24 protein-coding genes are annotated in these 25879 nt (G+C 63.8%); 17 read left to right on the forward strand and 7 right to left on the reverse strand.

The genetic code is table 11. From position 1 onward, the window contains the following. Nucleotides 1-68: 68 nt before the first annotated feature. Nucleotides 69-1091, reverse strand: a complete 1023-nt coding sequence (locus tag PVE35_RS11965) for a zinc-dependent alcohol dehydrogenase family protein (protein WP_277374757.1) — start codon at nt 1089-1091, stop codon at nt 69-71. A gap of 218 nt (nt 1092-1309) precedes the next feature. Between PVE35_RS11965 and PVE35_RS11970 the strand changes: the two genes are divergently transcribed. From PVE35_RS11970 to PVE35_RS12000, 7 genes are all read left to right on the forward strand, one after another. After that, a complete protein-coding gene (locus PVE35_RS11970) occupies nt 1310-2224 on the forward strand; it encodes a LysR family transcriptional regulator (protein WP_268183901.1) in 915 nt (304 codons plus the stop codon). A gap of 70 nt (nt 2225-2294) precedes the next feature. Further along, nucleotides 2295-3074 carry an AraC family transcriptional regulator gene (locus tag PVE35_RS11975; RefSeq protein ID WP_277374758.1) on the forward strand — a complete coding sequence of 260 codons (780 nt, stop codon included), beginning with the start codon at nt 2295-2297 and terminating at the stop codon, nt 3072-3074. Nucleotides 3075-3238: 164 nt separating this feature from the next. Further along, entirely contained in the window at nt 3239-4144 is a 906-nt protein-coding gene (locus tag PVE35_RS11980; protein WP_277374759.1) for a DMT family transporter, read from the forward strand. A 26-nt stretch (nt 4145-4170) separates the two neighbouring features. Then, the gene (locus tag PVE35_RS11985) at nt 4171-5973 is read left to right on the forward strand and encodes a cobalamin-dependent protein (RefSeq protein WP_277374760.1); all 1803 of its coding nucleotides are present in this window, start codon (nt 4171-4173) and stop codon (nt 5971-5973) included. Between the two features lie 181 nt (nt 5974-6154). Beyond that, entirely contained in the window at nt 6155-7393 is a 1239-nt protein-coding gene (gene mexE / locus PVE35_RS11990) for a multidrug efflux RND transporter periplasmic adaptor subunit MexE (protein WP_277374761.1), read from the forward strand. Nucleotides 7394-7422: 29 nt separating this feature from the next. Continuing rightward, a complete protein-coding gene (locus PVE35_RS11995; RefSeq protein WP_277374762.1) occupies nt 7423-10602 on the forward strand; it encodes an efflux RND transporter permease subunit in 3180 nt (1059 codons plus the stop codon). Next, complete coding sequence (locus PVE35_RS12000) at nt 10599-11987, forward strand: TolC family protein (protein ID WP_277374763.1); 1389 nt, start codon at nt 10599-10601, stop codon at nt 11985-11987. The genes PVE35_RS11995 and PVE35_RS12000 overlap by 4 nt, the downstream gene beginning before the upstream one ends. 264 nt (nt 11988-12251) lie before the next feature. On the opposite strand, the gene PVE35_RS12005 is transcribed toward PVE35_RS12000, so the two are convergent. Next, nucleotides 12252-14102 (reverse strand): diguanylate cyclase, encoded by a 1851-nt coding sequence (locus tag PVE35_RS12005; RefSeq protein WP_277374764.1) that lies wholly within the window; start codon nt 14100-14102, stop codon nt 12252-12254. Nucleotides 14103-14224: 122 nt separating this feature from the next. After that, complete coding sequence (locus PVE35_RS12010) at nt 14225-14551, reverse strand: DUF2834 domain-containing protein (protein WP_277374765.1); 327 nt, start codon at nt 14549-14551, stop codon at nt 14225-14227. 108 nt (nt 14552-14659) lie between these two features. Here PVE35_RS12010 and PVE35_RS12015 point away from each other — a divergent pair, with 108 nt between their 5' ends. Continuing rightward, on the forward strand, nt 14660-15475 hold the full coding sequence (locus tag PVE35_RS12015) for a helix-turn-helix transcriptional regulator (RefSeq protein ID WP_268183886.1): 816 nt from the start codon (nt 14660-14662) through the stop codon (nt 15473-15475). A gap of 41 nt (nt 15476-15516) precedes the next feature. Next, on the forward strand, nt 15517-15864 hold the full coding sequence (locus PVE35_RS12020; protein WP_268183885.1) for an MmcQ/YjbR family DNA-binding protein: 348 nt from the start codon (nt 15517-15519) through the stop codon (nt 15862-15864). Here the strand turns inward: PVE35_RS12020 and PVE35_RS12025 are convergent. The 3 genes from PVE35_RS12025 to PVE35_RS12035 all read right to left on the reverse strand — a co-directional run bounded on the left by PVE35_RS12025 (nt 15859) and on the right by PVE35_RS12035 (nt 18358). Further along, nucleotides 15859-16716, reverse strand: coding sequence for a hypothetical protein (locus PVE35_RS12025; RefSeq protein ID WP_277374766.1), 858 nt, complete (start codon nt 16714-16716; stop codon nt 15859-15861). The two genes, PVE35_RS12020 and PVE35_RS12025, sit on opposite strands and share 6 nt — an antisense overlap. A 92-nt stretch (nt 16717-16808) precedes the next feature. Further along, nucleotides 16809-17531, reverse strand: coding sequence for a DUF1294 domain-containing protein (locus PVE35_RS12030; protein ID WP_277374767.1), 723 nt, complete (start codon nt 17529-17531; stop codon nt 16809-16811). Continuing rightward, nucleotides 17528-18358 carry an undecaprenyl-diphosphate phosphatase gene (locus tag PVE35_RS12035; RefSeq protein WP_277374768.1) on the reverse strand — a complete coding sequence of 277 codons (831 nt, stop codon included), beginning with the start codon at nt 18356-18358 and terminating at the stop codon, nt 17528-17530. Before PVE35_RS12035 ends, PVE35_RS12030 begins: the two co-directional genes overlap by 4 nt. A gap of 325 nt (nt 18359-18683) precedes the next feature. On the opposite strand from PVE35_RS12035, the gene pnuC reads away from it, so the two are divergent. After that, nucleotides 18684-19253: a nicotinamide riboside transporter PnuC gene (pnuC, locus tag PVE35_RS12040; RefSeq protein WP_277374769.1), complete on the forward strand. Its 570-nt coding sequence runs from the start codon at nt 18684-18686 to the stop codon at nt 19251-19253. After that, nucleotides 19250-19801, forward strand: coding sequence for an AAA family ATPase (locus PVE35_RS12045; RefSeq protein ID WP_277374770.1), 552 nt, complete (start codon nt 19250-19252; stop codon nt 19799-19801). Before pnuC ends, PVE35_RS12045 begins: the two co-directional genes overlap by 4 nt. On the opposite strand, the gene PVE35_RS12050 is transcribed toward PVE35_RS12045, so the two are convergent. Next, nucleotides 19769-20236 (reverse strand): DUF3429 domain-containing protein, encoded by a 468-nt coding sequence (locus PVE35_RS12050; protein ID WP_277374771.1) that lies wholly within the window; start codon nt 20234-20236, stop codon nt 19769-19771. The genes PVE35_RS12045 and PVE35_RS12050 overlap by 33 nt on opposite strands. A 182-nt stretch (nt 20237-20418) precedes the next feature. Here PVE35_RS12050 and PVE35_RS12055 point away from each other — a divergent pair, with 182 nt between their 5' ends. The 6 genes from PVE35_RS12055 to PVE35_RS12080 all read left to right on the forward strand — a co-directional run bounded on the left by PVE35_RS12055 (nt 20419) and on the right by PVE35_RS12080 (nt 25843). Beyond that, on the forward strand, nt 20419-22293 hold the full coding sequence (locus PVE35_RS12055) for a di-heme-cytochrome C peroxidase (RefSeq protein WP_277374772.1): 1875 nt from the start codon (nt 20419-20421) through the stop codon (nt 22291-22293). 26 nt (nt 22294-22319) lie between these two features. Beyond that, on the forward strand, nt 22320-23483 hold the full coding sequence (locus PVE35_RS12060) for a catalase family protein (RefSeq protein WP_277374773.1): 1164 nt from the start codon (nt 22320-22322) through the stop codon (nt 23481-23483). Nucleotides 23484-23688: 205 nt separating this feature from the next. After that, on the forward strand, nt 23689-23961 hold the full coding sequence (locus tag PVE35_RS12065) for a hypothetical protein (protein WP_268183866.1): 273 nt from the start codon (nt 23689-23691) through the stop codon (nt 23959-23961). Nucleotides 23962-24088: 127 nt separating this feature from the next. Next, on the forward strand, nt 24089-25111 hold the full coding sequence (locus PVE35_RS12070; RefSeq protein ID WP_277374774.1) for a GlxA family transcriptional regulator: 1023 nt from the start codon (nt 24089-24091) through the stop codon (nt 25109-25111). Further along, nucleotides 25104-25340 (forward strand): DUF1272 domain-containing protein, encoded by a 237-nt coding sequence (locus PVE35_RS12075; RefSeq protein ID WP_268183861.1) that lies wholly within the window; start codon nt 25104-25106, stop codon nt 25338-25340. The genes PVE35_RS12070 and PVE35_RS12075 overlap by 8 nt, the downstream gene beginning before the upstream one ends. After that, the gene (locus tag PVE35_RS12080; protein ID WP_277374775.1) at nt 25334-25843 is read left to right on the forward strand and encodes an HPP family protein; all 510 of its coding nucleotides are present in this window, start codon (nt 25334-25336) and stop codon (nt 25841-25843) included. Before PVE35_RS12075 ends, PVE35_RS12080 begins: the two co-directional genes overlap by 7 nt. The last annotated feature ends 36 nt before the right edge of the window (nt 25844-25879 follow it).

Consider the following 25879-nt stretch of genomic DNA (forward strand, 5'->3'; position numbering starts at 1 on the left):
ACATTCGACAGGATAAACCACCCAGCCGCATCACGCCGCAAGAGCGGGCGCGATACGACCGTCGATCCTCAATCGATGCTCAGTTGCAGGGCAACCCGGCCACGGTTCGGGCAGGTTTCCATGTAACGATGCGCGGCGACGAAATCCTCGAAGGCGAAGACCTTGTCGATCACGGGTGTGAGCAATCGATCTGCCGTCATTTGGTTGATGTGCGTCAGCGCACGGGTTACGGCTTCGCTGTCGGGCTCGATGCCCAACTCCGGGCAGCCGGTAAAATCCAGCACGCAATGGCGGAAGAACTGCAGGTGCTTCTTGAACGCGGCGCAAGCCGGGAACGCCGTGTCGTTGCCACCGTTGTTACCATACAGTATCAATTTGCCACGCGCTGCAGCGATATCACCGAGCAGTTTCATCTGCGGGCCGGCGCACTGGTCGAGGATCACCTCCACGCCCTTGCCTTCGGTATAGCGCTCCACCTCCAGCACCAGATCCTGTTCCTCGGTGACGATCACCTTGTCAGCGCCCAGGCCACGCAGGAACTCGCGATCATCGGCCGAGCTGGTGGAGACGATGACCCTGGCGCCCAGCACCTTGGCCAGTTGTACGGTCTGCGGGGCCAGGCAGTGGCTGGCCTCGGTGATCAGTACGTGCTGCCCGGGCTTGAGCTGAGCCAGATCCACCAGCGCCAGGTAGCCGAACAGCAGCCCGGTGTAGTGCACGCTGGCCTCGACCGGGCTGAGCACCTCGGGGTAACGGGTCAGGGCATGGCTGGGCATCAGCACCAGATCGCCCCAGGTCGGGTAACGGTTCGGCGTGCTTGCCGGAAAGCCGGCAACGGCGGTGCCCAGCTCGAAGGCCTCGACGCCCTCGCCCAGTGCGGCCACGGTACCGGCCAACTCGAAACCTGTGCCTGCTGGCAGGCGAGCCTGTTCGGCAGCCAGGTTCTGACGCCACATCACGTCCTTCCAACCAAGCCCTACAGCCTGAACACGCACCAGCACCTCACCGGGGCCGGGCACGGGCGTCGGAACCTCTTCGTACTGGAGCACGTCGGCATCGCCGAACTTATGAAAACGGATCATGCGGGACATCGCTTACCTCAACGCTCGATCGCGGATTGACACTTCATTGAGTGGGGACTTTATCCGCTGTATGACACCGGCACTATCGGCTGCCATCGATAGTCGTCATGCCTGGCAGTGATTCGGCGCCTTTCAATCCGCCGTGCACTGACCTTACTATGCCCACGCACAGGCTCTCATTTGCAACGCAGTGCTGACAAGGCCAGTTTCCCTCCTATGGTATCCGAATGAATCGCAACGATCTGCGTCGCCTCGACCTGAACCTGCTGATCGTCTTCGAGACGCTGATGCACGAGCGCAGCGTGACCCGTGCCGCCGAGAAGCTGTTCCTGGGCCAGCCAGCCATCAGCGCGGCGCTGGCGCGCCTGCGTACCCTGTTCGACGATCCGCTGTTCGTACGCACCGGCCGCAGCATGGAGCCGACCCCGCGTGCGCAGGAGATCTTCACCCTGCTCTCGCCGGCGCTGGACTCCATCTCCACGGCCGTCAGCCGCGCTGCCGACTTCGACCCGGCCACCAGCAACGCAGTGTTCCGCATCGGCCTCTCGGACGACGTCGAGTTCGCCCTGCTGCCTGCCCTGCTGCGCCGCCTGCGCGCCGAAGCGCCGGGCGTGGTGCTGGTGGTTCGCCGCACCAATTACCTGATGATGCCCGGCCTGCTGACCTCCGGTGAGATTTCCGTGGGTGTGGCCTACACCGACGAGTTGCCCGCCAACGCCAAGCGCAAGGTGTTGCGCCGCAGCAAGGCCAAGCTGCTGCGCGCCGATTCCATCCCCGGCGCGCTGAGCCTGGATGACTACTGCAACCGCCCCCATGCCCTGGTGTCCTTCGCCGGTGACCTGACCGGCTTCATCGATGACGAACTGGCCAAGCTCGGGCGCAAGCGCCATGTGGTGCTGGCCGTGCCGCAGTTCAACGGCCTGGGCACCTTGCTGGCGGAAACCGATATCGTCGCCAGCGTGCCCGACTACACCGCCGCCGCCCTGACCGCCGCTGGCGGCCTGCGCGCCGAGGATCTGCCACTGCAGACGCAGACCTTCGAGCTGCACATGGCCTGGCGCGGCGCCCAGGACAACGACCCGGCCGAGCGCTGGCTGCGTTCGCGGATCCAGATGTTCTGTGGTGACCCGGATAGTCTGTAATATCCCTGTCTTGTTAGCTCCGAGCGCTGCATTACACTTGCGCTCAGTCTCGACACCAAGAGAGTCATGGATGAACGCTACCGTCCCTTTCCCCTTCTCCCTGGCGATACGTTCCTATTCAGGGGAGGTGGAGCTTCACGAACACGACGACTTTCACCAGATCGTCCTGCCGCGCTGCGGCGCAATGGAAATCGAGATCGACGGACGCGGCGGCAAGGTGGATGCCAGCCAGGGGGTGGTGATCGCCGCCGGCGCCCGGCATACCTTCCAGGCCAACACCCACAACAGCTTTCTGGTGCTGGACGTGCCGGCCCAATGTGCCGAAACCAGCGACAGCACCACGCAAGCACTCGACCCACTGAGCGGCAAGCGCTTCTTTGCGCTGAGCCCCGATATCCGTCACCTGCTCGATTACGCCATCGGCAACAGCGCGCGCCTGAGCCACTCAACAACGCTGACCGAGTCGTGGAGCCAGTTGCTGCTGTGCTCCTTGTTGCAGCCCGAGGTCAGCCCACAGGATCCCGGTCAGCTCATCCTCGCCAAGGCCTTGGACTATATCGAACGACACCTGCATGCCCCCCTGACGATCCGTGATATCGCCCGCCATTCCGGCACCAGTGAGCGGCGCTTGTACGCCCTGTTCGAGCGGCACCTGGCAACAACGCCATTCAGCCATATCGCCAGCCTGCGCCTGAACCTGGCCATCGACCTGCTGCGCCAGACCTCGCTGCCGATCATCGAGATCGCCCATCGCACCGGTTACGCCGACCAGAGCGCGCTGACCCATGCGCTGAAGAAGGCCCACGACCTGACACCGGCCTCGCTACGCAAACGCACACGCGCCCACTGAAGAGCCCATCTCGGCCCCGGCTTGCTGCGTCCTGTCGCCACTAGGTGCTTGAAGCGGCCCCGAAGGCAGCAGTCTCGAACAATTCTCCGGCAGTTCCGATCAAGACCGCCTACCCGCGCCTTTGTATTTTCCCCGTTTGAACATCACAGGCAGGCGGGGCTTGCATGACCACTTCCAACCTATCCATCGCTACCCTCGGCGCGAGCGCAGGCGCCACACTGATCGGGGTGATCGCGGTATTTCTATGGGCCTGTCTGGCGCTGTTGACGACCCTGACGGCCGGCATCCCGGCCTTTCAATTGCTGGCCTCGAGCTTCGCCGTCGCCTTCGTGGCCAGCTTGTGCATTCTTGGCCTGCGGGGTGCTGCTGAGTTCAACAGTTGGCGCCAGCCCTGGTATGTATGGGCAACGGGGTTCGCCGGCATCTTCGGCTATCACGCCTTGTATTTTTTCGCGCTCAAGGCCGCGCCAGCGGCTGAAGCCAGCCTGATCGCCTACCTCTGGCCACTGATGATCGTCCTGCTGTCTAGCCTCGGCACCGGCGAGTCGCTGCGCAAACGCCAACTGCTGGGCGCCCTGCTCGGCCTGGCGGGAACAGCCCTGATCATGCAACAGCGCGCCAGCCAGGAAAGCGCAGCGATGCCCATCATGGGTTACGCCGCTGCCTTTGCCGGCGCCTGGGTCTGGTCGACCTATTCGGTGGTCAATCGGCGTTTCAGCAACGTGCCAAGCAGCATCATCGGCGGTATCTGCGGCCTGGTCGCCGCCGCCGGCCTGCTCTGCCACCTGCTGTTCGAGACCACGGTGCGCCCTGCTGCCGAACAATGGGCGGCAATCGTCGCCCTCGGCCTGGGGCCAGTGGGCCTGGCCTTCTTCGCCTGGGATCACGCCACCAAGCACGGCAACCTGGCGATGCTGGGCGCCCTGTCCTACCTGGCGCCTCTGTTCTCCACGGTGCTGCTGATTGTGGTCGGGCAAAGCGATGCCAGCCCGATCCTGCTGATCCCGGCCGTGCTGATCATCCTCGGGGCCGTCATCGCCACTTCGCGCTCACGCAAAACCTCAGGCTGACACCGACCTTTCAAGGAGACAGACAGATGGAATTGATCGCTTCACAGGATACCATCAGGATCGACAGCCGCGAGCCCAGCTTTTCGGTCTCCCCTACGCGCCCCTTGCTCAAGCATCTAAGGCAACCCTCGTTGCTCAGCAGTCGAACCGCCATCCGCCGACGCGCCAATGGCGAGGCGCCGCGTGTCTTGTTGTTCGTTCCACCCTACACCCGTCTAATCGAACCTACCCCGCACGACAGTGCATTCGCCCGCATCGGCATAGACACCTTTGAAGTGATGAAGCGAGCCGGTACGCCTATCGGCTTGCTACGCATCGCCACGGTGGCTCGACGCGCCGGCTACGACGTGCAGATCGTCGACGCGCCCTTTGCCGGCTGGTCCCAGGAACACAGCCTGGTACAGGTCGATCAGGGCAACCTGATCCGCTATGGCCTCAACGATACGCAGCTACGCGAGATCATCGAAACCAGCCAACCCGATATCGTCGGCATTCAATGCAACTACACGGTGCAATGGGGCAATGCGCGGGCACTGGCCGAGCTGGTGAAGAGCATCGATCCCAACCTGGTGCTCGTGACCGGCGGGGCCCACTCCAGTGGTGACTGGAAGAACGCGCTGCTGGATTCGGCCTTCGATTTCGCGCTGATCAATGAGGCCGACCGGGCCTTCACCCTGTTGCTCGATGCCTTGACCCATGAGGGCACGAACATCGATGCCGTACCTGGCGTGGCCTACCGGGACAGCCGTGGGCAACTGGTTCGCCCTACCCAGAAGTCCAGCTACCTGAGCATCGTTCCAAAGCGCCAGGGCCTCAATGAACGGCTTGGCATCATGCCCCTGCCGGACTTCAGCTTTCTGGACATGAGCCATTACCTGCAGCCCTATCACTCCTCCGGGGCCCGAGTGCGCAAGCACGGCGCCTGGGCGCAGATATTCTCCACGATCGGCTGCAACGTGAACTGCAATTTTTGCTACATCCCGAAAATCAACGGCCCCTGGCGCGCCCTGGGGCTGGACTGGTTCGACCTGCACCTGGCCGATCTGGTCAGGCAGGGTGTGACCGAAGTCCTGATCGAGGACGATCACCTGATGCACGACCCGCTCTATGCCATGGAGGTCGGCCATCTTTTGAAAAAGCACGACCTACCCTGGGTCGAAGAAGGCGGGTTAAGCCTTTTCAACCTGATCCTTCTGCATCTTGGGGAAAGCTTTATCGCTCAGTTGGATGAAAATGAACGCAGAAACCCGCAATACCGTAATGTCATCGAGGCAATCAAAGGAGGACTCAATGCAAGGGAGTTCATCCGTTCCATCGCCGAGAATGGTTGCTATAACGTATATCTCGCTGTTGAAAGCGCAAACGAAGAGAGCCTGGTCAACTCCAACAAGTCCCGGTTCAACGCGATTCAACAATCGACCTTCGAGCTTATAGAGATCTTCACCGAGCACGGTATTCAGGTCACCGGCGGCTTCATGCTGGGGTTCGTCAATCCTCCCGAACGGCCAGGGCAAGAGCCTTTCATCGAGAGTCTGGAGCTGATCGAGCGCACCATCGATTATGCCGTCACCCTGATGGGTGCAGGCATGGCCTATGCCAACCCTTTTATTGTTACCCCGATTCCCGGAACCTCGATGTGGGAATATCAGCAGCAATACGTGGTGCGCCACTACGACAATGGCTGGTCTCACGAGAAGGCCACCATGGCCACCGAGCACTGGAGCGCTGAGGACATCGAAAAAGCACGCATGGAATTGCTGGTACGGGCCAATGGCGTTGACCGCGTCAGGGAAATGGTGCGCCGTGGCACCTGGCCTGTGGACGCTTGATTACACACATCCCACGCGGCTGTCGGTGCACAGGTCCGATGGCCGCAACCATGCCCTTCGTTCATGAATAGCCGCACATAATCATTGCCGGTGATATTGAACTTCATGGCGTTCGATTAGTCGCTCGCCGTACCTCACCGCAGACTCCGCCCATTCACAAATCCGACTGGCGGAGTCATCTATGGAACAGTTTCACAAGAACATCTGGATATTCCCCCTTGCCCTCGCCGGCGCTCTGCTGCTGAGCGGCTGCGAGCAAGCCCCGCAGGCCCAGGCGCAGATGCCGGCACCCAAGGTCAGCGTGGCCGAGGTCATCGAGCAGCCGGTCAACGAGTGGGACGAGTTCACCGGGCACCTGGAAGCGCCGCAATCGGTGGAGATTCGTCCACGCGTATCTGGCTACATCGACCGCGTGGCCTTCAATGAAGGCAGCCTAGTGAAGAAAGGCGACCTGCTGTTCCAGATCGACCCGCGCCCCTTCCAGGCCGAGCTCAAGCGACTTGAAGCGCAATTGCAGCAGGCCCGTGCCAACCAGGCTCGCGCCGTCAACGAAGCCCGCCGTGGCGAACGTCTGCGCCAGAGCAACGCCATCTCCGCAGAACTGGCCGATGCCCGCGCCAGTGCCGCCAGCGAAGCGCAAGCGCAGGTCGCGGCTATCCAGGCGGAGCTGGACAACGCCCGTCTCAATCTGGATTTCACCCGCATCACCTCGCCCATCGATGGCCGCGTCAGCCGCGCCGAAATAACTCGCGGCAACCTGGTCAACGCGGGTGAAAGCCTGCTGACCTCGGTGGTCTCCACCGACAAGGTCTACGCCTACTTCGATGCTGATGAGCGCGCCTTCCTCAAGTACACGGAACTGGCCCATGATGCCGGCACCGATGCCCGTGGCGCCAGCCCGGTGTATCTGGGGCTGTCGGACGAGGCCGGTCACCCGCACCTGGGCCAATTGGACTTTCTCGACAACCAGGTCAACCCGCGCACCGGCACCATCCGTGGCCGCGCCGTGTTCGACAATCAAGACGGCCGTTTCACCCCGGGCCTTTACGCGCGCCTCAAGCTGGTGGGCAGCAAGCCCTACGCCGCCACTCTGATCAAGGACGAAGCGGTGGGCACCGACCTGGGTAAGAAGTATGTGCTGGTGCTCGGCGACGACAACACCGTGGCCTACCGCTCAATTGAACTGGGGCCGAAGCTCGAAGGCCTGCGCATCGTCCGCAGCGGCCTGAGCAAGGGCGAGAAGATCGTCGTGAACGGCCTGCAGCGCGCCATGCCCGGCGCCACCGTCGACCCACAACCGGTGGCCATGGCCGATGCCGACACCCTGGCGCAACTGGCACGCATGCGTGAGGCCGCCGCCGAGAGCCAGTCGCCCCGCCTTGCCGCCGAACGTACCGATATTCGCTCGCCGCGCGGCTGATCGCGCCTGCGCGACTTGAGGAAAGAGCCATGAATTTCTCGCAATTCTTCATCCAGCGGCCAATCTTCGCCGCCGTGCTGTCGTTGCTGATCCTGATCAGCGGCGCCATCTCGTTGTTCCAGTTACCGATCAGCGAATACCCGGAAGTGGTGCCGCCCACCGTGGTGGTGCGCGCCAACTTCCCCGGTGCCAACCCCAAGGTGATCGGTGAGACCGTCGCCTCGCCGCTGGAGCAGGCCATCGTCGGCGTCGAAGGCATGCTCTACATGTCGTCGCAGTCGACCAACGACGGCAAGCTGACCCTGACCGTGACCTTCGCCCTCGGCACCGATCTGGACAACGCCCAGGTACAGGTGCAGAACCGCGTCACCCGCACCATGCCGACGCTGCCCACCGAGGTGCAGCGCCTCGGCGTGACCGTGGACAAGGCCTCCCCCGACCTGACCATGGTGGTGCACCTGACCTCGCCGGACAACCGCTACGACATGCTCTACCTGTCCAACTACGCCGCGCTCAACGTCAAGGACGAGCTGGCGCGCCTGGACGGCGTGGGCGACGTGCAACTGTTCGGCATGGGCAACTACTCGCTGCGCGTCTGGCTGGATCCGAACAAGGTGGCCTCGCGCGGGCTCACCGCCAGCGATGTGGTCAACGCCATCCGCGAGCAGAACCGCCAGGTCGCCGCCGGCGCCCTCGGCGCGCCGCCCTCTGACGCTGGCAATAGCTTCCAGTTGTCGATCAACACCCAGGGCCGTCTGGTCACCGAGGAAGAGTTCGAGAACATTATCATCCGCGCCGGCGAAGACGGCGAGATCACCCGCCTGCGTGACATCGCCCGCATCGAGCTGGGCTCCAACCAGTACGCCCTGCGCTCGCTGCTGAACAACCAGCCAGCCGTGGCCATCCCGGTGTTCCAACGTCCCGGTTCCAACGCCATCGCCATCTCCGATGAGGTGCGTGCGCGCATGGCCGAGCTGAAGCAGAGCTTCCCGCAGGGCATGGACTACGAGATCGTCTACGACCCCACCATCTTCGTCCGTGGCTCCATCGAGGCGGTGGTGCACACCCTGCTCGAAGCCATCGTGCTGGTGGTGCTGGTGGTGATCCTGTTCCTGCAGACCTGGCGCGCCTCGATCATCCCGTTGGCCGCCGTGCCGGTGTCGCTGATCGGCACCTTTGCGGTGATGCACCTGTTCGGCTTCTCCCTCAACGCCCTGTCACTGTTCGGCCTGGTGCTGGCCATCGGCATCGTGGTGGACGACGCCATCGTGGTAGTGGAGAACGTCGAGCGCAACATCGGCCTGGGCAAGTCGCCGGTGGAAGCCACCCGCCAGGCCATGAAGGAAGTCACCGGCCCCATCGTCGCCACCGCCCTGGTGCTGTGCGCCGTGTTCGTGCCCACCGCGTTCATTTCCGGCCTCACCGGGCAGTTCTACCAGCAGTTCGCGCTGACCATCGCCATCTCCACGGTGATCTCGGCGATCAACTCGCTGACCCTGTCGCCAGCGCTGGCTGCCGTGCTGCTGAAAGATCACCACGCGCCCAAGGATGGTTTCTCGCGCCTGCTCGACAAGCTGTTCGGCGCCTGGTTGTTCGGCCCGTTCAACCGCGTGTTCGACCGCGCCAGCCATGGCTACGTCGGCACGGTGCGTCGCGTGCTGCGCGGCAGCAGCATCGCCATGCTGGTCTACGGCGGCCTGCTGGTGCTCGGCTACCTGGGTTTCTCCAGTACCCCCACCGGCTTCGTGCCGCAGCAGGACAAGCAGTACCTGGTGGCCTTCGCCCAGTTGCCCGATGCCGCCACCCTCGACCGCACCGAGGCGGTGATCAAGCGCATGAGCGATATCGCTGCCAAGTACCCGGGCGTGGAGAACACCGTGTCCTTCCCGGGCCTGTCGATCAACGGCTTCACCAACAGCCCGAACAGCGGCATCGTCTTCGTCACGCTGAAGGACTTCGGCCAGCGCAAGGATCCGTCCATGTCGGCCTCTGCCATCGCGGGCGCGCTAAACGGCCAGTTCAGCGAGATCCAGGACGCCTACATCGCCATCTTCCCACCACCCCCGGTACAAGGCCTGGGCACCATTGGCGGCTTCCGCCTGCAGATTCAGGATCGCGGCAACCTGGGCTACGAGGAGCTGTACACGCAAACCCAGAACATCCTCAACAAGGCCCGTCAGTTGCCGGAGCTGAACCCCATGTCGGTGTTCACCAGCTATCAGGTCAACGTACCGCAGGTGGAGGCCGCCATCGACCGCGAGAAGGCCAAGACCCACGGCGTGGCCATCAGCGACATCTTCGACACCCTGCAGGTGTACCTGGGCTCGCTGTATGCCAACGACTTCAACCGCTTCGGCCGCACCTATCAGGTCAACGTCCAGGCCGACCAGCAGTTCCGTCTGGAAGCGGAGCAGATCGGCCAGCTCAAGGTACGTAACAACCGTGGCGAGATGGTGCCGCTGTCCACCTTCGTCAAGGTGGAAGACAGCGCCGGCCCCGACCGGGTGATGCACTACAACGGCTTCCTCACCGCCGAGATCAATGGCGCCGCCGCACCGGGCTACAGCTCGGGCCAGGCCGAGGCCGCCATCGCCAAGCTGCTGGAACAGGAACTGCCCAATGGCATGACCTACGAGTGGACGGATCTGACCTACCAGCAGATTCTCGCCGGCAACACCGCCGTGTTCATCTTCCCGCTCTGCGTGCTGCTGGCCTTCCTGGTGCTGGCCGCCCAGTACGAGAGCTGGAGCCTGCCGCTGGCGGTCATCCTGATCGTGCCGACCGTGCTGCTCTCGGCCATCACCGGGGTGATCCTGGCCGGTAGCGACAACAACATCTTCACCCAGATCGGCCTGATCGTGCTGGTGGGCCTGGCGTGCAAGAACGCCATCCTCATCGTCGAGTTCGCCAAGGAGAAACAGGAAGAAGGCCTCGATCGCATCGCCGCTGTGCTGGAAGCCTGCCGCCTGCGTCTGCGCCCGATCCTGATGACCTCCATCGCCTTCATCATGGGCGTGGTGCCGCTGGTGCTCTCCTCCGGCGCCGGTGCCGAGATGCGCCATGCCATGGGCGTGGCGGTGTTCAGCGGGATGATTGGCGTGACCTTCTTTGGCCTGCTGCTGACGCCGGTGTTCTACGTGCTGATCCGCGCCTTCGTGGAGAAACGCCAAGCGCGCAAAGTCGCCCGCCTGCAGGAGGTGCACGCATGAAGGCCTTTACCCCCGCCCTGCTCGCCCTGGCCCTGTCGGCCTGCGCCGTAGGCCCGGACTATCGCGCACCCGAAACCGACCCGGCGCGCATTGCCGCGCTGGAGGCCGGCGACTACGACCGCACCCGTTTCGAGGCGGCCTGGTGGCAGCAGTTCGACGACCCGACGCTGAACCAGTTGGTGCAGCGCTCGCTTGCCGACAACCGTGAGCTGCGCGTGGCCTTCAGCCGCCTGCGCGCGGCGCGGGCCATTCGCGATGACGTGGCCAACGACCGTTTCCCCACCGTCACCAGCCGTGCCAGTGGCGAATTCGGCAAGGCCCAGCAGCCACCGACCACCGAGCAGCGCGTGCGCCAGGAACGCTACGACCTGGGCCTGGACACGGCCTGGGAGCTCGACCTGTTCGGCCGCATCCAGCGCCAACTGGAGGCCAGCGAAGCGCGCATCGAGGTGGCCGAGGCCGACTACTACCAGATTCAGGTCAGCCTGATCGCCGAGCTGGTGGATGCCTACGGCACCTTGCGCGGCGCGCAGCTACGTGAACACATCGCCCTGGAAAACCTGAAGAACCAGCAGGAATCGCGCGCCATCACCGAACAGTTGCGCGATGCCGGTATCGGCAGCGAGCTGGACGTGCTGCGCGCCGATGCCCGCCTGGCGGCGGTGGAAGCCAGCGTGCCGCAGTTGCAGGCGCAGCAGGTACGGGCGCGCAACCGCATCGCCACCCTGCTCGGCCAGCGCCCGGAGCAACTGGAGGTGGATCTGTCGCCCAAGCCGCTGCCAGCCATCGCCAAGGCCCTGCCGATTGGCAACCCGGCCGAGCTGCTGCGCCGACGCCCGGACGTGCAGGCCGCTGAGCGGCAACTGGCGGCAGCCACCGCCGAAGTCGGCGTGGCCACGGCCGACCTGTTCCCACGGGTGAGTTTGTCGGGCTTTCTCGGCTTTACCGCCGGGCGCGGCTCGCAACTGGGCGCCTCGGCAGCGCGGGCCTGGGCCGTGGCACCGAGCATAAGCTGGGCCGCATTCGACCTGGGCAGCGTGCGCGCGCGTCTGCGCGGCGCCGAAGCCGAAGCCGACGGTGCCCTGGCGCAGTACGAGCAACAGGTGCTGCTGGCGCTGGAAGAGTCGGAGAACGCCTTCAGCGATTACGGCAAGCGCCAGCAACGCCTGATCGCCCTGGTACGCCAGGTCGAAGCCAGCCGTGCGGCGGCGCAGCAGGCGGCGATTCGTTACCGCGAAGGTACGGTGGACTTCCTCGTGCTGCTCGATGCCGAGCGCGAGCGCCTGGCCGCCGAAGACGCCCAGGCGGCGGCCGAGGTGGAGCTGTACAGCGGCATCGTCGCCATCTACAAGGCGCTGGGTGGCGGCTGGCAGCCACAGGCCTGAGTTTTCTCTCCTGGGGGCGGCTCCGCTCCGCCGCTCCTTTAGCCTCGGGCGCGCATTGCGTGCTCGGGGCTTTTTTATGGCTCTTCGCAGTTGGAATGCTTGTATTGGGCGTGAGCCGTGGTGCCGAACTCGGCATGGCCCGGCGGACTGTTCGCTTAGGCTCCTGAGTCCGCCCTACGGCTACCCCTCATCAAGCACGCAGAGTCGCGGGGCATCGAGCCATGGCCTATCACGAATGAGCTCGCTCCTACACAGGGGCGGCGTTCACTCCGTCTGGTCGCACTCGACGCGGTTGCGCCCCCGTTGCTTGGCCCGGTACAAGGCGGCATCGGCCCGCTCCAGAAGCTGCTGCTGATCGTGCTGCGGCGTGGCCTGCATGGCCGCCACGCCGATGCTCAGGGTGACCTGACCATAGGGCGAGCCGCTGTGCGGCAGATTCAGGGCGCGCACCGCCGCGATCAGCTGCTCGGCCCGCTGCAGCGCACCGGCCAGATCGGTCATGGGCGCGAGAAAGACGAACTCCTCACCACCATAACGGGCGACGAAATCCGTCGAGCGGCCAAGGGTCGCTTCCAGCGCCTGGGCAATCTGGCGCAGGCAGGCATCTCCCAGCGGGTGGCCGTAGAGGTCGTTGTAGGGCTTGAACCAATCCACGTCCAGAACGGCCAGAGCCAACGGCGTGGCATTGCGTTGGGCCTGATGCCATTGCTGAGCGAGCATGGCATCGAACTGCCGACGGTTGCCGATGCCTGTCAGCGCGTCGGTCATGCTCAGGTTTTCCAGGCGTTGATTGAGCACCTGCAGCTCTTGTGTGCGTTCTTGCACACGCTGCTCCAACTCACGTTCGGAGCGCTGCAGGCTGTCCACCAGCTGCTCCTGAGCCTGCAGCAGTTGCGCTTGGGCCTGCATCTTTTCCTGGCGCATGACGTTGATACGGTCGGCCAGGGCGAAGGCCAGCAGGAGCATTTCCAGCGATGAGCCCAGTTGCAGGCCGTCGACCGTGAACACGTTGGTCGGCAGGATGCCCATGGCACGTAACGTGGTGCTGGCCCCGCCCAGTATCAGCAGGCCGAAGGCGGCGAGAAAGAAATAGGCACTGCGCTGCCGTTTCACGGCACAGGCGACGGCAATGGCGATCATCATCAGCGCTGTCAGCAGGTTGAGCACGATGGCCACTCGGGACACCTGAGGCAAGGCCAGGGCGTAGATCAACGGCGATACCAGATACAGGCCGATCATCGCCAGCAGCAGGCGGTCGCCCCAGGGCAGCAAACGCGGGGTCTGCAGCATCTGTCGCATGAACAGCATCAGCGCGCACAAGGCCAGCGACGCGCTGCTGTAGTAGGCGACATTGGAATTGAGCGTGAAGCCGAACAGGCTCCAGTCCGGCGCCATGCCGTTCTTGATGGTCAAAAGGCCCGCGGCGCTGAGCACGAAAGTCACGTACAGCAGGTAGATGCGCTCGCGTAGAGCGATGAACAACATCAGGTTGAACAGGATCATCGCCACCGCGATGCCCATGTAACCACTGCGTGCCATGTAGTCATCACGCTCGTAGGCTTGAAAGGCTTGCGGCGACCAGAGTTGCAACGGCACCAGCAGACCGATGCTCGACTGCACGCGCAGGTAGATCACCTGCTGCGAGCGCGCCGGCAGTCCGACCGGGAAGACGAAATTGCGATTGTCGTAGGCCTTGGTGGTGAATGGCCGGTCGGCCCCCGTCAACCAGGTGTGATAGCCACCCTGCCCGTCCGGAATGTAGGCATCGACCTGGGAGATGCGCGGATTGTCCACCACCAACAGGCGCGTGAGCGGCACATCGCTGGAATTGCCGAGTACCAGGCGAAACCAGTAGGCCGAACGGGTGAAGCCCAGAGCAAAGGATGCGCCGCTGCCTTGCTGGTAACGGAAGTGGCCCTCCTGCGCAGCATCACGCACCTCCTTCAGGGTGAAGGCCTGAGAGGGATCCTCCAGCATGCCGACATGGCGAGTCAGCGACACTGGCGCATCGCCGAGTTGCCCCCCATCCACAGGCAGCACATCGCCCAGCGCTGGCCATGACAGCAGCAGCCACAGCAACAGCCAGGCGAAGCGAAAACGGCGATCGATATTCATGGGTGGCCAACGATGGGCGCGCGCAGCAGGCACTGCTCGTAGAGAAGCAAGGAAGAGCGGAGTCTACAAGACAAGCTCAGAAGCTGCCAAAACACGCGGGTCAAGGCGGCGCCAACCGGTGTTCATGCGCGTGCCGCCGGTAAGCGCTGGCGGCAGAAGCCTTCGACCACGAGGTAGGTCAGCGGGCCGATGGAAACGAAGAGGACAGTCAGGGCCAGGTAAGGCAGGACGCAAAGCCACGAACGCCCCTTGGCGCGTGCATCGCGATACATCCAGCATATGGCCAGCGCTGCCATCAGGTAGAGATCGATGACGACTTGCGCGGTATCCGGGCGCGACAGCAGTTGCAGACCGAAAGCCAGCAGCGACTGTTCGGCTACCGCCATGCTCCAAGCGGTATAGAGCGCAAAGCTCAGCAGGGTGACGAGTGCGAGGTAAGGTCGGTTCATGAGCGGCTCCTGAACGATGGTGCAAGCAAATTAGTGATAGGCTCACCTCTGGTTCAATGACCTCTGAGGTCATGGACGACGCCTCGCCCGAACTGCCAGAGTCCGTGCATGAATGCCCACCTTCCGCCACGAACGCCTGCCCTTGCCCCTGCTGGCTTGCAACTGCGCCAGTTGCGTCGCCAGGCCGGCCTCAGCCAACTCGATTTGGGGCTGATCTGCGGCATCTCCCAGCGCCACCTGAGCTGCATCGAAACCGGCCGCGCCAGGCCCAGCCCCGCGACTCTGCACGCCTTGCTGATGGCCCTGGAAGCCCCGCTGGAGCAATGCAACAGCCTGTTTCTAGCTGCCGGTTACGCGCCGCGCTATGGCAAGTCACCGCTCGAGGCGCAGTCCCTTGCCGCCATTCGTGACGCCATCGGCCATATCCTGCAAGCCAACAATCCGGCCCCGGCGATAGTGCTAGGCAGCCAGTGGCAGGTATTGGCTGCCAATGCCAGCACGGCGGCACTGTTCGGCTTGCTGGGACTGCCGGCAGATAGCGCCGATGAACTCAACCTGCTGGTCACCCTGTTGCAACCAGGCGGCCTGGGGGATCACCTGGTCAACGCCGATGAGATCCGCGCCCTTGCCTGGCAGCGCGCCTCACGTGAAGCACTGCAAGATCCCGAGCTGGCCAGGATGCTGGCGGGTTTACCAGCACCCTGCGGGCCGGCCGCAGGGCACGACGAACTCCCACCATTGGTGATGACGCGCATCGACTCACCCGAGGGGCCTTTGAGTTTTCTCTCCACCTTCACCACCTTTGGCATGCCGCTGGATATCACAGTGGCCTCGCTGCGCATCGAGCACCTGATCCCGGCTGACCCACATACCTGGCGGGTCATGACCCAGGCGTACGAACGCTCGCAGGCTGCCCCGACCTGAATGCACACCCAGCCAACTACCTGCAGACTTCGGAATCAGCCATGACCCCCGATCAGATCGCCACCTTCTGCCTGAACCTGCCCGGTGCCCGTGAAGACTTCAAGTGGGGCAGCAATCGAGTCTTTTCCATCGCGGGCAACAAGATGTTCGCCATCCTCGACTTTCTCGGCGAGGATCTGGCCTTCAAGGTCGACAGCGACCTGTTCCTGGGTTACGTGGATCGCCCCGGCATCCGCCCGGCGCCCTACCTGGCCCGCGCGCACTGGATCAGCATGAGTGCCCGGCAGTTGCCTCTGGGCGAGGCGGAATTGCGCCAGTTGCTCACCCGCTCCCATCAGCTAGTGGTGCGCCGCCTACCCAAGCGCTTGCAACCGGGGCTACTCCTATAGAATCGCGGGCATCCCCAGGCGGATGACTCGCCGCTGCTGCAGGCTGACCGGCGGCTCGAAGGCCTGGTGGTAGTACTCCCTGGCCAGACGACTTATCAGCCCCGTGCGCTGTGCCTGCGGCAACAATGCCTGCAGCAAGCGATGCAGCTCCGGGCGCGCCGGCGAGACATAGAGAATGTGATCCTGCGCATAGGTGAACACCAGGTTCCGTTCCACCTCCAGGTCGGCGTGCTGCTTCCATTCCAGCGCCATTTCGTGGGCGCCACGGGGCAGATAGTCGATCCGCCGTGCCGGCGACGCCACCATACGGTAGAGCCGCTTCCAGTCGCCGTCGATGCTCACCACCGGCAGGCCATTGCTTTCCCAGATGGCTCTGTCCGCCCAAGCCGTGCCCATGCCTGCCACCCGCTGCAGGCGGCGGAAGTCCTCCAGACTGTGCACCGGGTCATACAGCGCCTGGCTCCCCTTGGGAATGAACAGGATGCGTTGATTGACCAGATTGTCGGTGATATCCACCCATACCGGCAGAAACCTGCGATTACGCTCGGCCGTCGGCCCGAGGATCAGCGCACTGATGTCTCCACGTTGCAGCATGAGCTCCAGGCGCGTCATCGGTAGGTCGGTAAGCTCCCGCACCTCGACGGCATGCCCTCCTGATGCCAAGGTCTGCTCGAGCACGAGCCGGGTATAGGCCAGCGACTCGGGCGTACCGCCCAGGGTTAGCTGCACCCCGGCAGCCGCTTGCACGGGGCCTGCGAGCCAGCCCAGCAGACACAGACCAAGCGCCCGTAAACCGGCTGCGAGACGTTGTCTGGCAATGGCTGCACCGAGGTTTCTCACTATTGTTCGCATGACACCTTGCTCTCGCCAGGCTGGCAGAATCCGGGACGCCAACATAGTCGCTTACCGCGGTTTCATGCCAGCGAGCCTTGCAACCCGTGCGGTTACTGGATGGGTAACGGAATGTAGCGAGCGAGGTAGGCACCATCGAGCCACAGAAGGTCGATCCAGAACACCTGATGTGCGGCGATGATCAGCCAGAACGGTATCTGGTAGGAAAGCTTGCGCGTCTTGTGGCGAAACACCTGTTGCGCCAGCAGGGCGCCCGGCCAGCCACCGGCCAGTTCGACCAGATGCAGGGTCTGCTCCGGTGTACGCCGCCTGCCCTGCTGGGCACTGCGTTTGTCCTGCCAGTACTGCACGAAGCTCAGCGCACTGGCCAGCAGGTAGAGCGGCAATACCCACCACAGGGCGCCACGCAGTTGCAGCAGCGCAGCAAACAGCGGCAATGCACAAAGTGACAGGAACAGCACGGCCTTGGCGCCGAAATGTTGAATCATGCCTTCGCCCTGCCGCCGTCGCGTACTTCGAGTGGCCTTGCCTGGCTCGCGGCCGCTGACTGCCTGCCTGGCCGCCGGCTTGCGGCGAATGGCCTGGCGATCCAGGCTCAACTCACCCGCCAGACGCATGTGCTCGGCGCGCGGCCTGCCCTGCGGGTCACGCCCCTCGATATAGAACACCTCATCCCCTGCCTGGGGACGGCGCTCCCCACGCATCACCGAGATATGGGCGAACAGCTCGGCACCGCCACCCTGCGGCTGGATGAAACCAAAGCCCTTGGCGTCGTCCCAGCGTTTCAGAAGCCCCTTGCGCTCGTTGCCGATCACGGTTGCGCGGTGCTCCAGTCGATCAGGTGTAACTGCCAGGTGGCCAGGATCACCAGGCCGAAGGCGATGCGGTACCAGGCGAACACGGCATAGCTGTGGTTGGCGATGAACCTGAGCAAGACGCGCACGGTGATCATCGCCACGATGAAGGTGGTGACGAACCCAATGGCGAAGATCGGCAGGTCGTCGAGATGCAGGATGTCGCGGTACTTGAACAGCGAGTACACCGTGGCCGCCACCATGGTCGGCATCGCCAGGAAGAAGGAGAACTCGGTGGCCGCCTTGCGCGACAGGCCGAACACCAGACCACCGATGATGGTTGCGCCGGAGCGAGAGGTGCCAGGAATCAGCGCCAGGCACTGGGCGAAACCAACCTTCAGGGCCAGCTTCCAGTTCATGTCATCCACCGTTTCGGCCTTGATCGCATGCTCGCGCTTCTCCGCCCAGAGCATGATCAACCCACCAACGATCAGCGCCGTGGCGACGGTGATCGGGTTGAACAGCCAATGCTCGATCAGATCGGCGAAGGCCAGGCCGAAGATCACTGCCGGAATGAACGCCAGCAGCAGGTTGAAGGTGAAACGCTGAGCCTTGCGCTCGCGCGGCAGGCCCACGACCACGCCGAACACGCGGGCACGGAACTCCCACATCACGGCCAGAATGGCACCGAGCTGAATGATGATCTTGAATGCCGTGGCCGTCTGGCCGTTGAAGCCCAGCAGGTCGCCTACCACGATCAGGTGGCCAGTGCTGGAAATCGGCAAGAACTCGGTAAGCCCCTCGACTACGCCCAGAATCAGGGCCTGAAAGGCCATCCAGATATCCATTGACTCCCCCAAGAAATACGGCAATGCGCTGCTTTGAATTTTTCCCGCCCCTGGGACAGACGCGTTATGGAGAGGTTCCTGCGTATCAGGGGCTGCTTTCGACCGGGCGAGATGCTATCAGACAAAGGTCGCGAAGGCGGCAGCCTTATGCCGATAGCGTGCAGAGTACCTTCCTAAGGTTTCCATGAGCCGCCTCTGGCTCATGCTAGTGCGGGGCATCACCGTGCTAATCAAGCACCTGGCCGAGGAACTGAATCGGCAGTTCCGCGTTTGATCCAGACTGACTTGGCGCTACAATCGCGCCCTTTTTACTCGGGGGTGACCCATGTCCTGGCTCGAATTGCTGGCCGCCGGCCTTGGCATCATCTCGGTCTGGCTGACCGTCAGGCAAAACCCCTGGTGCTGGCCCATCGGGCTGGTCATGGTGCTGCTCTATACCTGGCTGTTCTACGACTGGCGCTTGTATTCCAATCTGCTGTTGCAGGTGCTGTTCGCCGCGCTGCAGCTCTATGGCTGGTGGCAATGGACGCGCGGCGGCGAGCGCCATGAAGGGCGTCAGGTGAGCATGCTGCCCATGCCGGGCGTTGTTCGTGATCTGGCAGCCGGAGTGCTGGGTGCCCTGCTGCTGGGCTATTCGATGGCCACCTTCACCGATGCCAGCGCCCCCTGGCTGGACGCCGCCCTCACTGCCTTCAGCCTGGTGGCGCAGTGGTGGATGGCGCAGAAACGCGCGCAATGCTGGGTGCTATGGATAGTGGTGGATCTATGCTACGTGGCGTTCTTCATCGTCACCGAACTCTACCTGACCGCCGTGCTCTACGCCGTGTTCACCCTGCTGGCCATCAGCGGCTGGCTCGGCTGGCGCAAGGATCTGGCATTGCGGTCGGCCGCATGAAAGTCGTGGTGCTGACCGGGCCGGAGTCCACTGGCAAGAGCTGGCTGTCGCAGCGCATCGCCCAGCGCTTCGGCGGGCGTGTGGTCGGCGAATACGTGCGCCACTTCATCGAGCGCGAGCAGCGCGACACCTGCTACGCGGACATCCCCGTCATCGCTCAGGGGCAACTGGCCTGGGAAGATCAGGCCCGGGCCGAGCGCCCGCACCTGCTGATTCTCGACACCCACCTGCTCAGCAATATCCTCTGGAGCCGCAGCCTGTTCGGCGCCGTGCCCGACTGGCTGGAGACGGAACTGTTGCGCCGACACTACGACCTGCACCTGCTGCTCGACCCGCGTGGCGTGCCCTGGTGCGACGACGGCCAGCGCTGCCAACCGGAGCTGCAGGATCGTCTGGACTTCCACCAGGCCTGCCAGCACTGGCTGCAGAGCACGAACCAGAGGTTCCATGCGGTCGGCGGTGACTGGCAGCAACGCTGGCAGACCACCCAGCGTCAAGTCGCAGCCCTGCTCGCCTCAGACGAAGAGCACGCTGGCCCAGGCCAGTAGCAGGCTGAGGCACACCACCAGGGTCAGCGGCGTGCGCAACGCTGGATACCACTTCGGCGCCAGGCCGACACGCACCGCGTGCAGATCGGCCAGGTACAGGCCGCTGAAGGCGAACAGGAAGATCGGCAGTACCAGGCTGGTGGTCAGCCCACTGGCAATCGCCACCCAGCCTAGCAGCGGTGGAATCACCGACAGCCCGAGCTGCAGTTGCGCCTGGCTCTCGCTCGCCTCAGCGCGCATGGCCAGACCCCAGTGAATGGCCCCCATGAATGCCAGAATCACCGCCGCGTAGTCGAGCAGCGCCTCGAGCACGAAGGCGCGCCAACCCTGCGGGATCAGCCAGATCCCCAGCGCCCCGAAGACGAAAGGCAACAGCCCGGCATAACCCAGCAGAAGGGCCAACTGTGGAGGTTTCTCGGCCTCGAACGGATGCATGAGCCTGTCCTTGCATGATGGGTTCGCATGCACCTTAGCAGGCCCGCGCCCAGCATGCCGTAGAGAAGCAGAGACAAAAGTGCAAGAAATGGCTCGTCTACAATTGATGGCAACTTGCCAACGGACTACGGGCTTGGCATAACAGCAGCCTTAAAAAGAACTCCATTGAAGGAGACACCCCGATGCGCCTGCTCCGCCGAGTTTTCAAACTGGTTCTGTTGCTGGCGCTGATCGCCCTGGCAGTCGTCCTCTACTACGTCGCCAACCCGAACCTGCCCAGCTATCAGCAACCCGAGCAGTTGCACTACCTCGACCAATGGTCGGAGGCCGACCGCCAGACCTACTACTACACGCCGCAGGGCACGCAGCTCAAGGGCATGCGCTACGAGTGGTTCACCGCCCTGGAAATGCCCTTCGGCTCGAGCCGATTCGCCCGTCCCGAGTACCTGGCACGCTTCGGCCTGCTCATCGACCCCAACCAACGGCCCAGCGCGCTGAACCCGGGCAACCTGCCGGTCGGTTTCACCCGCCACGAGGACAGCGAGAGCGGCGAGCAGTACCTGGATATCAGTTGCGCTGCCTGCCACACCGGCGAGTTGCGCTATCGTGGCCAGGCCGTGCGTATCGACGGTGGCGCCGCACTGCATTCCCTGGCCTCGACGGTGCCGACCCTGCGCGGCGGCGGCTTTGGCCAGGCATTGGGCATGAGCATGCTCTTCACCTACTACAACCCGCTGAAATTCCGCCGTTTCGCCCGCGAGGTGCTGGGCGAGCAGTACCCGCAAGGGCGCGAACGCCTGCGCGAGGACTTCAAGCAGGTGCTCGACGAGTTGCTGGAAACCGCCGCCAACGACTGGCACCGCGGCCTCTACCCCACCGAAGAGGGCTTCGGCCGCACCGATGCTTTCGGCCGTATCGCCAATACCGTGTTCGGCGACGCCATCGACCCAGCCAACTATCGCATCGCCAACGGCCCGGTCAGCTACCCGCAACTCTGGGACATCTGGAAGTTCGACTGGGTGCAATGGAACGGCTCGGCCATGCAGCCGATGGCGCGCAACGTTGGCGAAGCACTGGGCGTCGGTGCCACCCTGCAGTTGCTCGACGGCCATGGCCAACCCATCCCCGAAGCCGACCGCTACGCCTCCAGCGTGCGCCTACATGACCTCCATACCCTCGAGGAAACGCTCCAGCGCCTGCAACCGCCGCACTGGCCGCAAGAGGTGCTGGGCAAGATCGACCTGCCGCTGGCCAGCCAGGGCAAGGCCCTGTTCAGCGAGAACTGCGCCCGTTGCCACGCGCCGGATCCCAAACCCGTCGACCAGCGCCTGGCCCCCAGCCGTGATCCCGAGTGGCGCATGCATATCGTGCCGCTCAGCGTGATCGGCACCGATCCGACCACGGCCGACAACATCGCCGACCACCGCTTCGACATCAGCCGCCTGGGCTGGACCAAGGCTGAGCTGAGCAAGCTGGACGTGCGCCTGTTCGGCTCCAGCCTCGACGAGGTGGACTTCAAGAGCATCTCCAGCGCCAAGGGCCTGGCCTATATCACCGCCTACGTGGAAAACCGCGCCTATCAGGACGCTGGTATCCCACCACGGGAGCGTCAGGTGATGGACGGCTACGGCCTGCCCATTGGCGTGCAGGAGCTGCGCGGCTACAAGGCCAGACCACTGGATGGCATCTGGGCCACGCCGCCCTTCCTGCACAACGGTTCAGTGCCGACCCTGTTCCAGTTGCTCTCGCCGGTCTACGAGCGGCAAAGCAGCTTCTGGGTCGGCAGTTTCGAGTACGACCCCAAGTTCGTCGGCTTCCAGACCGAGAAATTTCCCGGCGGGTTCTTCTTCGATACCCGTGTGACCGGTAATGGCAACGGCGGTCATGAATTCCGCGATGGCTGTCGCCAGCAAGGCGTGATCGGCCGAGCCCTGTCCCCGGATGAGCGCCTGGCCCTGATCGAATACCTCAAGGTGCTGGGCAACCCGCCGCTGGAAGCCCAGCTAAGCGACGTCCCGGTGCGCCCGAGCACGCCACCCCCGAGCTGCGAAAGCTGATAAGAACGAGAAGAAGGAATCCACCCATGTTGAAAGCTTTCTGGCTCTGGCTTGGCCGCGTCCTCGGCAAACTCCTGCTCACCCTGGCGCTGCTCGGCCTGCTGGGCTGGGGCGTGGGCGAGCTCTATTACGCGCAGAAATTCTCCGGCCCGGTGGCCAATGAAGAGCAGATTCCGCCGGACGAGGCGGCGCTGACCCGCCTGATCATCGAGGACGCCGTGCGCGTGGTTGAGCAGCACCGCGACAATACCCGCGTCCTGCGTGATGCCCATGCCAAGGCCCATGGTTGCGTGAAGGGCGAGGTACAGGTGCTCGACGACCTCGACGCCGATCTGCGCCAGGGGGTATTCAGCGAGCCGGGCAAGACCTGGCAAGCCTGGGTACGCCTGTCCAACGGCAACGCCTACCCACAGTTCGACCGCGCCCGCGATGCCCGCGGCATGGCCATCAAACTGCTCGACGTACCGGGCGAAAAGCTCATGCACAGCCCGGCGCATGCCAGCGAGCAAGACTTCGTGATGTTCAATCATCCGGTGTTCTTCGTCCGCGATGTGGCCGAATACCGCAGCAACTTCGCCGCCCAGGCCGATGGCAAGAAGGTGCTGGCGTTCTTCCCTAGCTGGGATCCACGCACCTGGGAAGTCCGCCACCTGTTCATCGCCCTGAAGACCCTGGCCCCCGCCCCGGAAAGCCCGGTGGCCACCACCTACAACTCCATCGCCCCATACAAGCTTGGCCCGGCCAACATCAAGTACCGCGTGGTACCGGCGCCACAGAACTGCCCGCCTTATAACCTGCCCGAGCAGAACCAGGCCCTGCCCAACTTCTTGCGCAATGCCCTTTATCAGCAACTTTCGCTCGACCGCATGCCGGCCTGTTTCGAGTTGCAGGTACAAAAACAGAACGCGCAGTACTACATGCCCATCGAAGACCCGAGCGTAGAGTGGAGCGAAAAGATTTCGCCGTTCCAAAGCGTGGCGCGTATCACATTGCCGCCACAGGACTTCGATAGCCGCGAACAAAACCTGTTCTGCGACAATTTGTCCTTCAACCCCTGGCATTCACTTGCCGAACACCGCCCCATCGGTGGTATCAACCGGCTGCGCAAGGCGGTATACGAGGCGGTCAGCGCTTACCGGCACGAGCGTAACGATGCTCCGCAAGGCCAACCGGCCGCGCAACCGGAATAAAGGAACAAGGGAACTTCTGGTCGTAAAAGTTGCCTGCAAACGTCGCTTTCAAATAGCGCCTGCGGCACTTTTACGCACTTTGAAAACTTTTTCCGAATGGATGTGACTTAACACCCGAGTCCGCTCATCAACAGACTTGAAAGGCCGCACAAATAACCCGCGGCCACCATTTAAGTTGTTGGCAAGCCCTTGGGAGAAACCAACCATGAATACCCCGCTCCGTTTTAACGATGCACTGTTGATCGCCGACCGTGCTTTTCAACCCTTCCAATGCGTTGCCTGGAGCCCGCAGCAGGATGGCAGCGCCGTGGTCAGCATCAGCGTGATCGACCGTACCAGCACCCGCGTGCTCGGTCGCACTCAACTGTCCAGCGCCACCTACAGCGATCCGCAGCAACTGGCCGAAGCCCTCAACCGCTCCCGTGAGGAGTTGCGCAATCAGGGCTTCGACCTGGCTCCCTGGAGCATGCCGGCTTAACCTGCCGCCCGGGGCGCCCGAGTGGCGCCCCCAAAGGCCGCGAAATTGGCAAGATTCGTGGGCCTGATGTCCTTGTTGCCACCCCCGCCTCAGCGCACACTGCCTCCCGTCCTCCAGGAGGTTCCCCATGGATGCGCCCAGAACCATCGCCAGCCTGATCTACCCCGATGTCATGAGCCTCGACGTCACCGGGCCATTGCAGGTGTTCGCCTCGGCCAACGTCGAACGCCAGCGCCAGGGGCTGCCCCCCGCTTACCACCTGCAACTGCTCGCCGATGAGGCCGGCCCGGTCCGTACCTCGGCCGGTTTTCAACTGGTGGCCGATGGCAGTTGGCGTGAGCGTGCGGCCGACTCGCTGGATACACTGCTGATACCCGGCGGCCTGGGCGAAGCGGCGCAATGCCAGAATCAGGCCCTGCTGACCTGGCTGCGCAATAGCGAGCCGCACATCCGCCGTCTGGGCTCGATCTGCTCGGGCGCACTGATCCTCGCCGCCACCGGCCTGCTCGATGGCCGCCGCGCCACCACCCATTGGGCCGATGCCGAAACCCTGCGCCTGGGCTACCCGCAGGTTGAAGTGCTCGCCGACTGCCTGCACACCTACGACCCCAAGGATCACGGCGGCTCGGCGCACCTGTTCACCTCCGCTGGTGTCACCGCCGGTATCGACCTGGCCCTGGCGTTGGTGGAAGCCGATCAGGGCAGGCCGATAGCGCTGGCCGTCGCGCGTCGCCTGGTGATGTTCCTGCGCCGCCCCGGCGGGCAAGCGCAATTCAGCGCCCTGCTCACCCCCGAACCCAGCCGCGTACCGCGCCTGGCAGCCCTGCTCGAGTGGATTCCCCTCAACCTCGGCAGCGATCTGTCGCTCGAGGCGCTGGCCAACCAGGCACACATGACGCCGCGCACCCTGTCACGCCTGTTCGCCCAGGAACTGGGCATGAGCCCAGGGCGCTACGTCGAACGGGTACGCCTGGAAGCCGCCCGCCTGTTGTTGCAGGACGCCCAGGCCTCGATTGCCACCGTAGCGCGGCTGACCGGCTTCGGCCATCCGGAGAACCTGCGCCGCAGCTTTCACAAACACCTGGCCATCAGCCCGCAGGACTACCTGCAGCGCTTCGGCCAGCCCATTCAGGAACCTCTCCATGCTTGAGCTACGCCCCAACTGCGAATGCTGCGATCGCGACCTGCCAGCGAGCAGCTTGGACGCTCGCATCTGCTCCTTCGAGTGCACCTTCTGCAGCGACTGCGCCGAGCAGCGCCTGGCTGGACATTGCCCCAACTGCGATGGCGAACTGGTGCGACGCCCGGTTCGCCCACCCGCCAAACTGATCAACAATCCTGCTTCCAGCACTCGCGTGAGGAGAGCCACAGCATGCTGAAATTCTTCGCCAAGCTACGCGGCGACCAGGCGCCACTGCCGCCCTTGCCACCGGCACGCCAGATCGCCCTGGCCTGGCTCGGCGGTTTTCTCGCCATCGGCAGCATCGCCGTCAGCGCCGACCTGCTCTCGGCCAGCCTGCTGCTGGGTTCTTTCGGTGCCTCCTGCGTGCTGGTGTTCGGCTACCCCGACCTGCCCTTCTCGCAGCCGCGCAACGTGCTGCTGGGGCATGTTCTGAGCAGCCTGGTGGGCCTGCTCTGCCTGCATCTGCTGGGGCCTGATATCTGGTCGCTGGCCATCGCAGTGGGGTCGGCCATTGCCCTGATGATGCTGACCCGCAGCGTGCACCCACCGGCGGGCTCGAACCCGGTGATCATCTTTCTGGCGCAACCGGGCTGGGGGTTCCTGCTATTCCCCACCTTGAGTGGCGCGCTGATCCTGATACTGGTGGCGTTGCTGTACAACAACGCCACCCGTGCTGGGCGTTATCCCAAGTATTGGTGAGACATGGACAGCATCTTAGAGACTGCCTGGCGCCGG

The sequence above is a fragment of the Pseudomonas sp. AA-38 genome, from assembly GCF_029457475.1.
GTDB lineage: Bacteria > Pseudomonadota > Gammaproteobacteria > Pseudomonadales > Pseudomonadaceae > Aquipseudomonas.

What these genes read in the sequence shown, in the direction of transcription:
- PVE35_RS11965 (WP_277374757.1), bottom strand. Translation starts at nt 1,091, where the DNA reads ATGTCCCGCATGATCCGTTTTCATAAGTTCGGCGATGCCGACGTGCTC.
- PVE35_RS11970 (WP_268183901.1), top strand. Translation starts at nt 1,310, where the DNA reads ATGAATCGCAACGATCTGCGTCGCCTCGACCTGAACCTGCTGATCGTC.
- PVE35_RS11975 (WP_277374758.1), top strand. Translation starts at nt 2,295, where the DNA reads ATGAACGCTACCGTCCCTTTCCCCTTCTCCCTGGCGATACGTTCCTAT.
- PVE35_RS11980 (WP_277374759.1), top strand. Translation starts at nt 3,239, where the DNA reads ATGACCACTTCCAACCTATCCATCGCTACCCTCGGCGCGAGCGCAGGC.
- PVE35_RS11985 (WP_277374760.1), top strand. Translation starts at nt 4,171, where the DNA reads ATGGAATTGATCGCTTCACAGGATACCATCAGGATCGACAGCCGCGAG.
- mexE (WP_277374761.1), top strand. Translation starts at nt 6,155, where the DNA reads ATGGAACAGTTTCACAAGAACATCTGGATATTCCCCCTTGCCCTCGCC.
- PVE35_RS11995 (WP_277374762.1), top strand. Translation starts at nt 7,423, where the DNA reads ATGAATTTCTCGCAATTCTTCATCCAGCGGCCAATCTTCGCCGCCGTG.
- PVE35_RS12000 (WP_277374763.1), top strand. Translation starts at nt 10,599, where the DNA reads ATGAAGGCCTTTACCCCCGCCCTGCTCGCCCTGGCCCTGTCGGCCTGC.
- PVE35_RS12005 (WP_277374764.1), bottom strand. Translation starts at nt 14,102, where the DNA reads ATGAATATCGATCGCCGTTTTCGCTTCGCCTGGCTGTTGCTGTGGCTG.
- PVE35_RS12010 (WP_277374765.1), bottom strand. Translation starts at nt 14,551, where the DNA reads ATGAACCGACCTTACCTCGCACTCGTCACCCTGCTGAGCTTTGCGCTC.
- PVE35_RS12015 (WP_268183886.1), top strand. Translation starts at nt 14,660, where the DNA reads ATGAATGCCCACCTTCCGCCACGAACGCCTGCCCTTGCCCCTGCTGGC.
- PVE35_RS12020 (WP_268183885.1), top strand. Translation starts at nt 15,517, where the DNA reads ATGACCCCCGATCAGATCGCCACCTTCTGCCTGAACCTGCCCGGTGCC.
- PVE35_RS12025 (WP_277374766.1), bottom strand. Translation starts at nt 16,716, where the DNA reads ATGCGAACAATAGTGAGAAACCTCGGTGCAGCCATTGCCAGACAACGT.
- PVE35_RS12035 (WP_277374768.1), bottom strand. Translation starts at nt 18,358, where the DNA reads ATGGATATCTGGATGGCCTTTCAGGCCCTGATTCTGGGCGTAGTCGAG.
- pnuC (WP_277374769.1), top strand. Translation starts at nt 18,684, where the DNA reads ATGTCCTGGCTCGAATTGCTGGCCGCCGGCCTTGGCATCATCTCGGTC.
- PVE35_RS12045 (WP_277374770.1), top strand. Translation starts at nt 19,250, where the DNA reads ATGAAAGTCGTGGTGCTGACCGGGCCGGAGTCCACTGGCAAGAGCTGG.
- PVE35_RS12050 (WP_277374771.1), bottom strand. Translation starts at nt 20,236, where the DNA reads ATGCATCCGTTCGAGGCCGAGAAACCTCCACAGTTGGCCCTTCTGCTG.
- PVE35_RS12055 (WP_277374772.1), top strand. Translation starts at nt 20,419, where the DNA reads ATGCGCCTGCTCCGCCGAGTTTTCAAACTGGTTCTGTTGCTGGCGCTG.
- PVE35_RS12060 (WP_277374773.1), top strand. Translation starts at nt 22,320, where the DNA reads ATGTTGAAAGCTTTCTGGCTCTGGCTTGGCCGCGTCCTCGGCAAACTC.
- PVE35_RS12065 (WP_268183866.1), top strand. Translation starts at nt 23,689, where the DNA reads ATGAATACCCCGCTCCGTTTTAACGATGCACTGTTGATCGCCGACCGT.
- PVE35_RS12070 (WP_277374774.1), top strand. Translation starts at nt 24,089, where the DNA reads ATGGATGCGCCCAGAACCATCGCCAGCCTGATCTACCCCGATGTCATG.
- PVE35_RS12075 (WP_268183861.1), top strand. Translation starts at nt 25,104, where the DNA reads ATGCTTGAGCTACGCCCCAACTGCGAATGCTGCGATCGCGACCTGCCA.
- PVE35_RS12080 (WP_277374775.1), top strand. Translation starts at nt 25,334, where the DNA reads ATGCTGAAATTCTTCGCCAAGCTACGCGGCGACCAGGCGCCACTGCCG.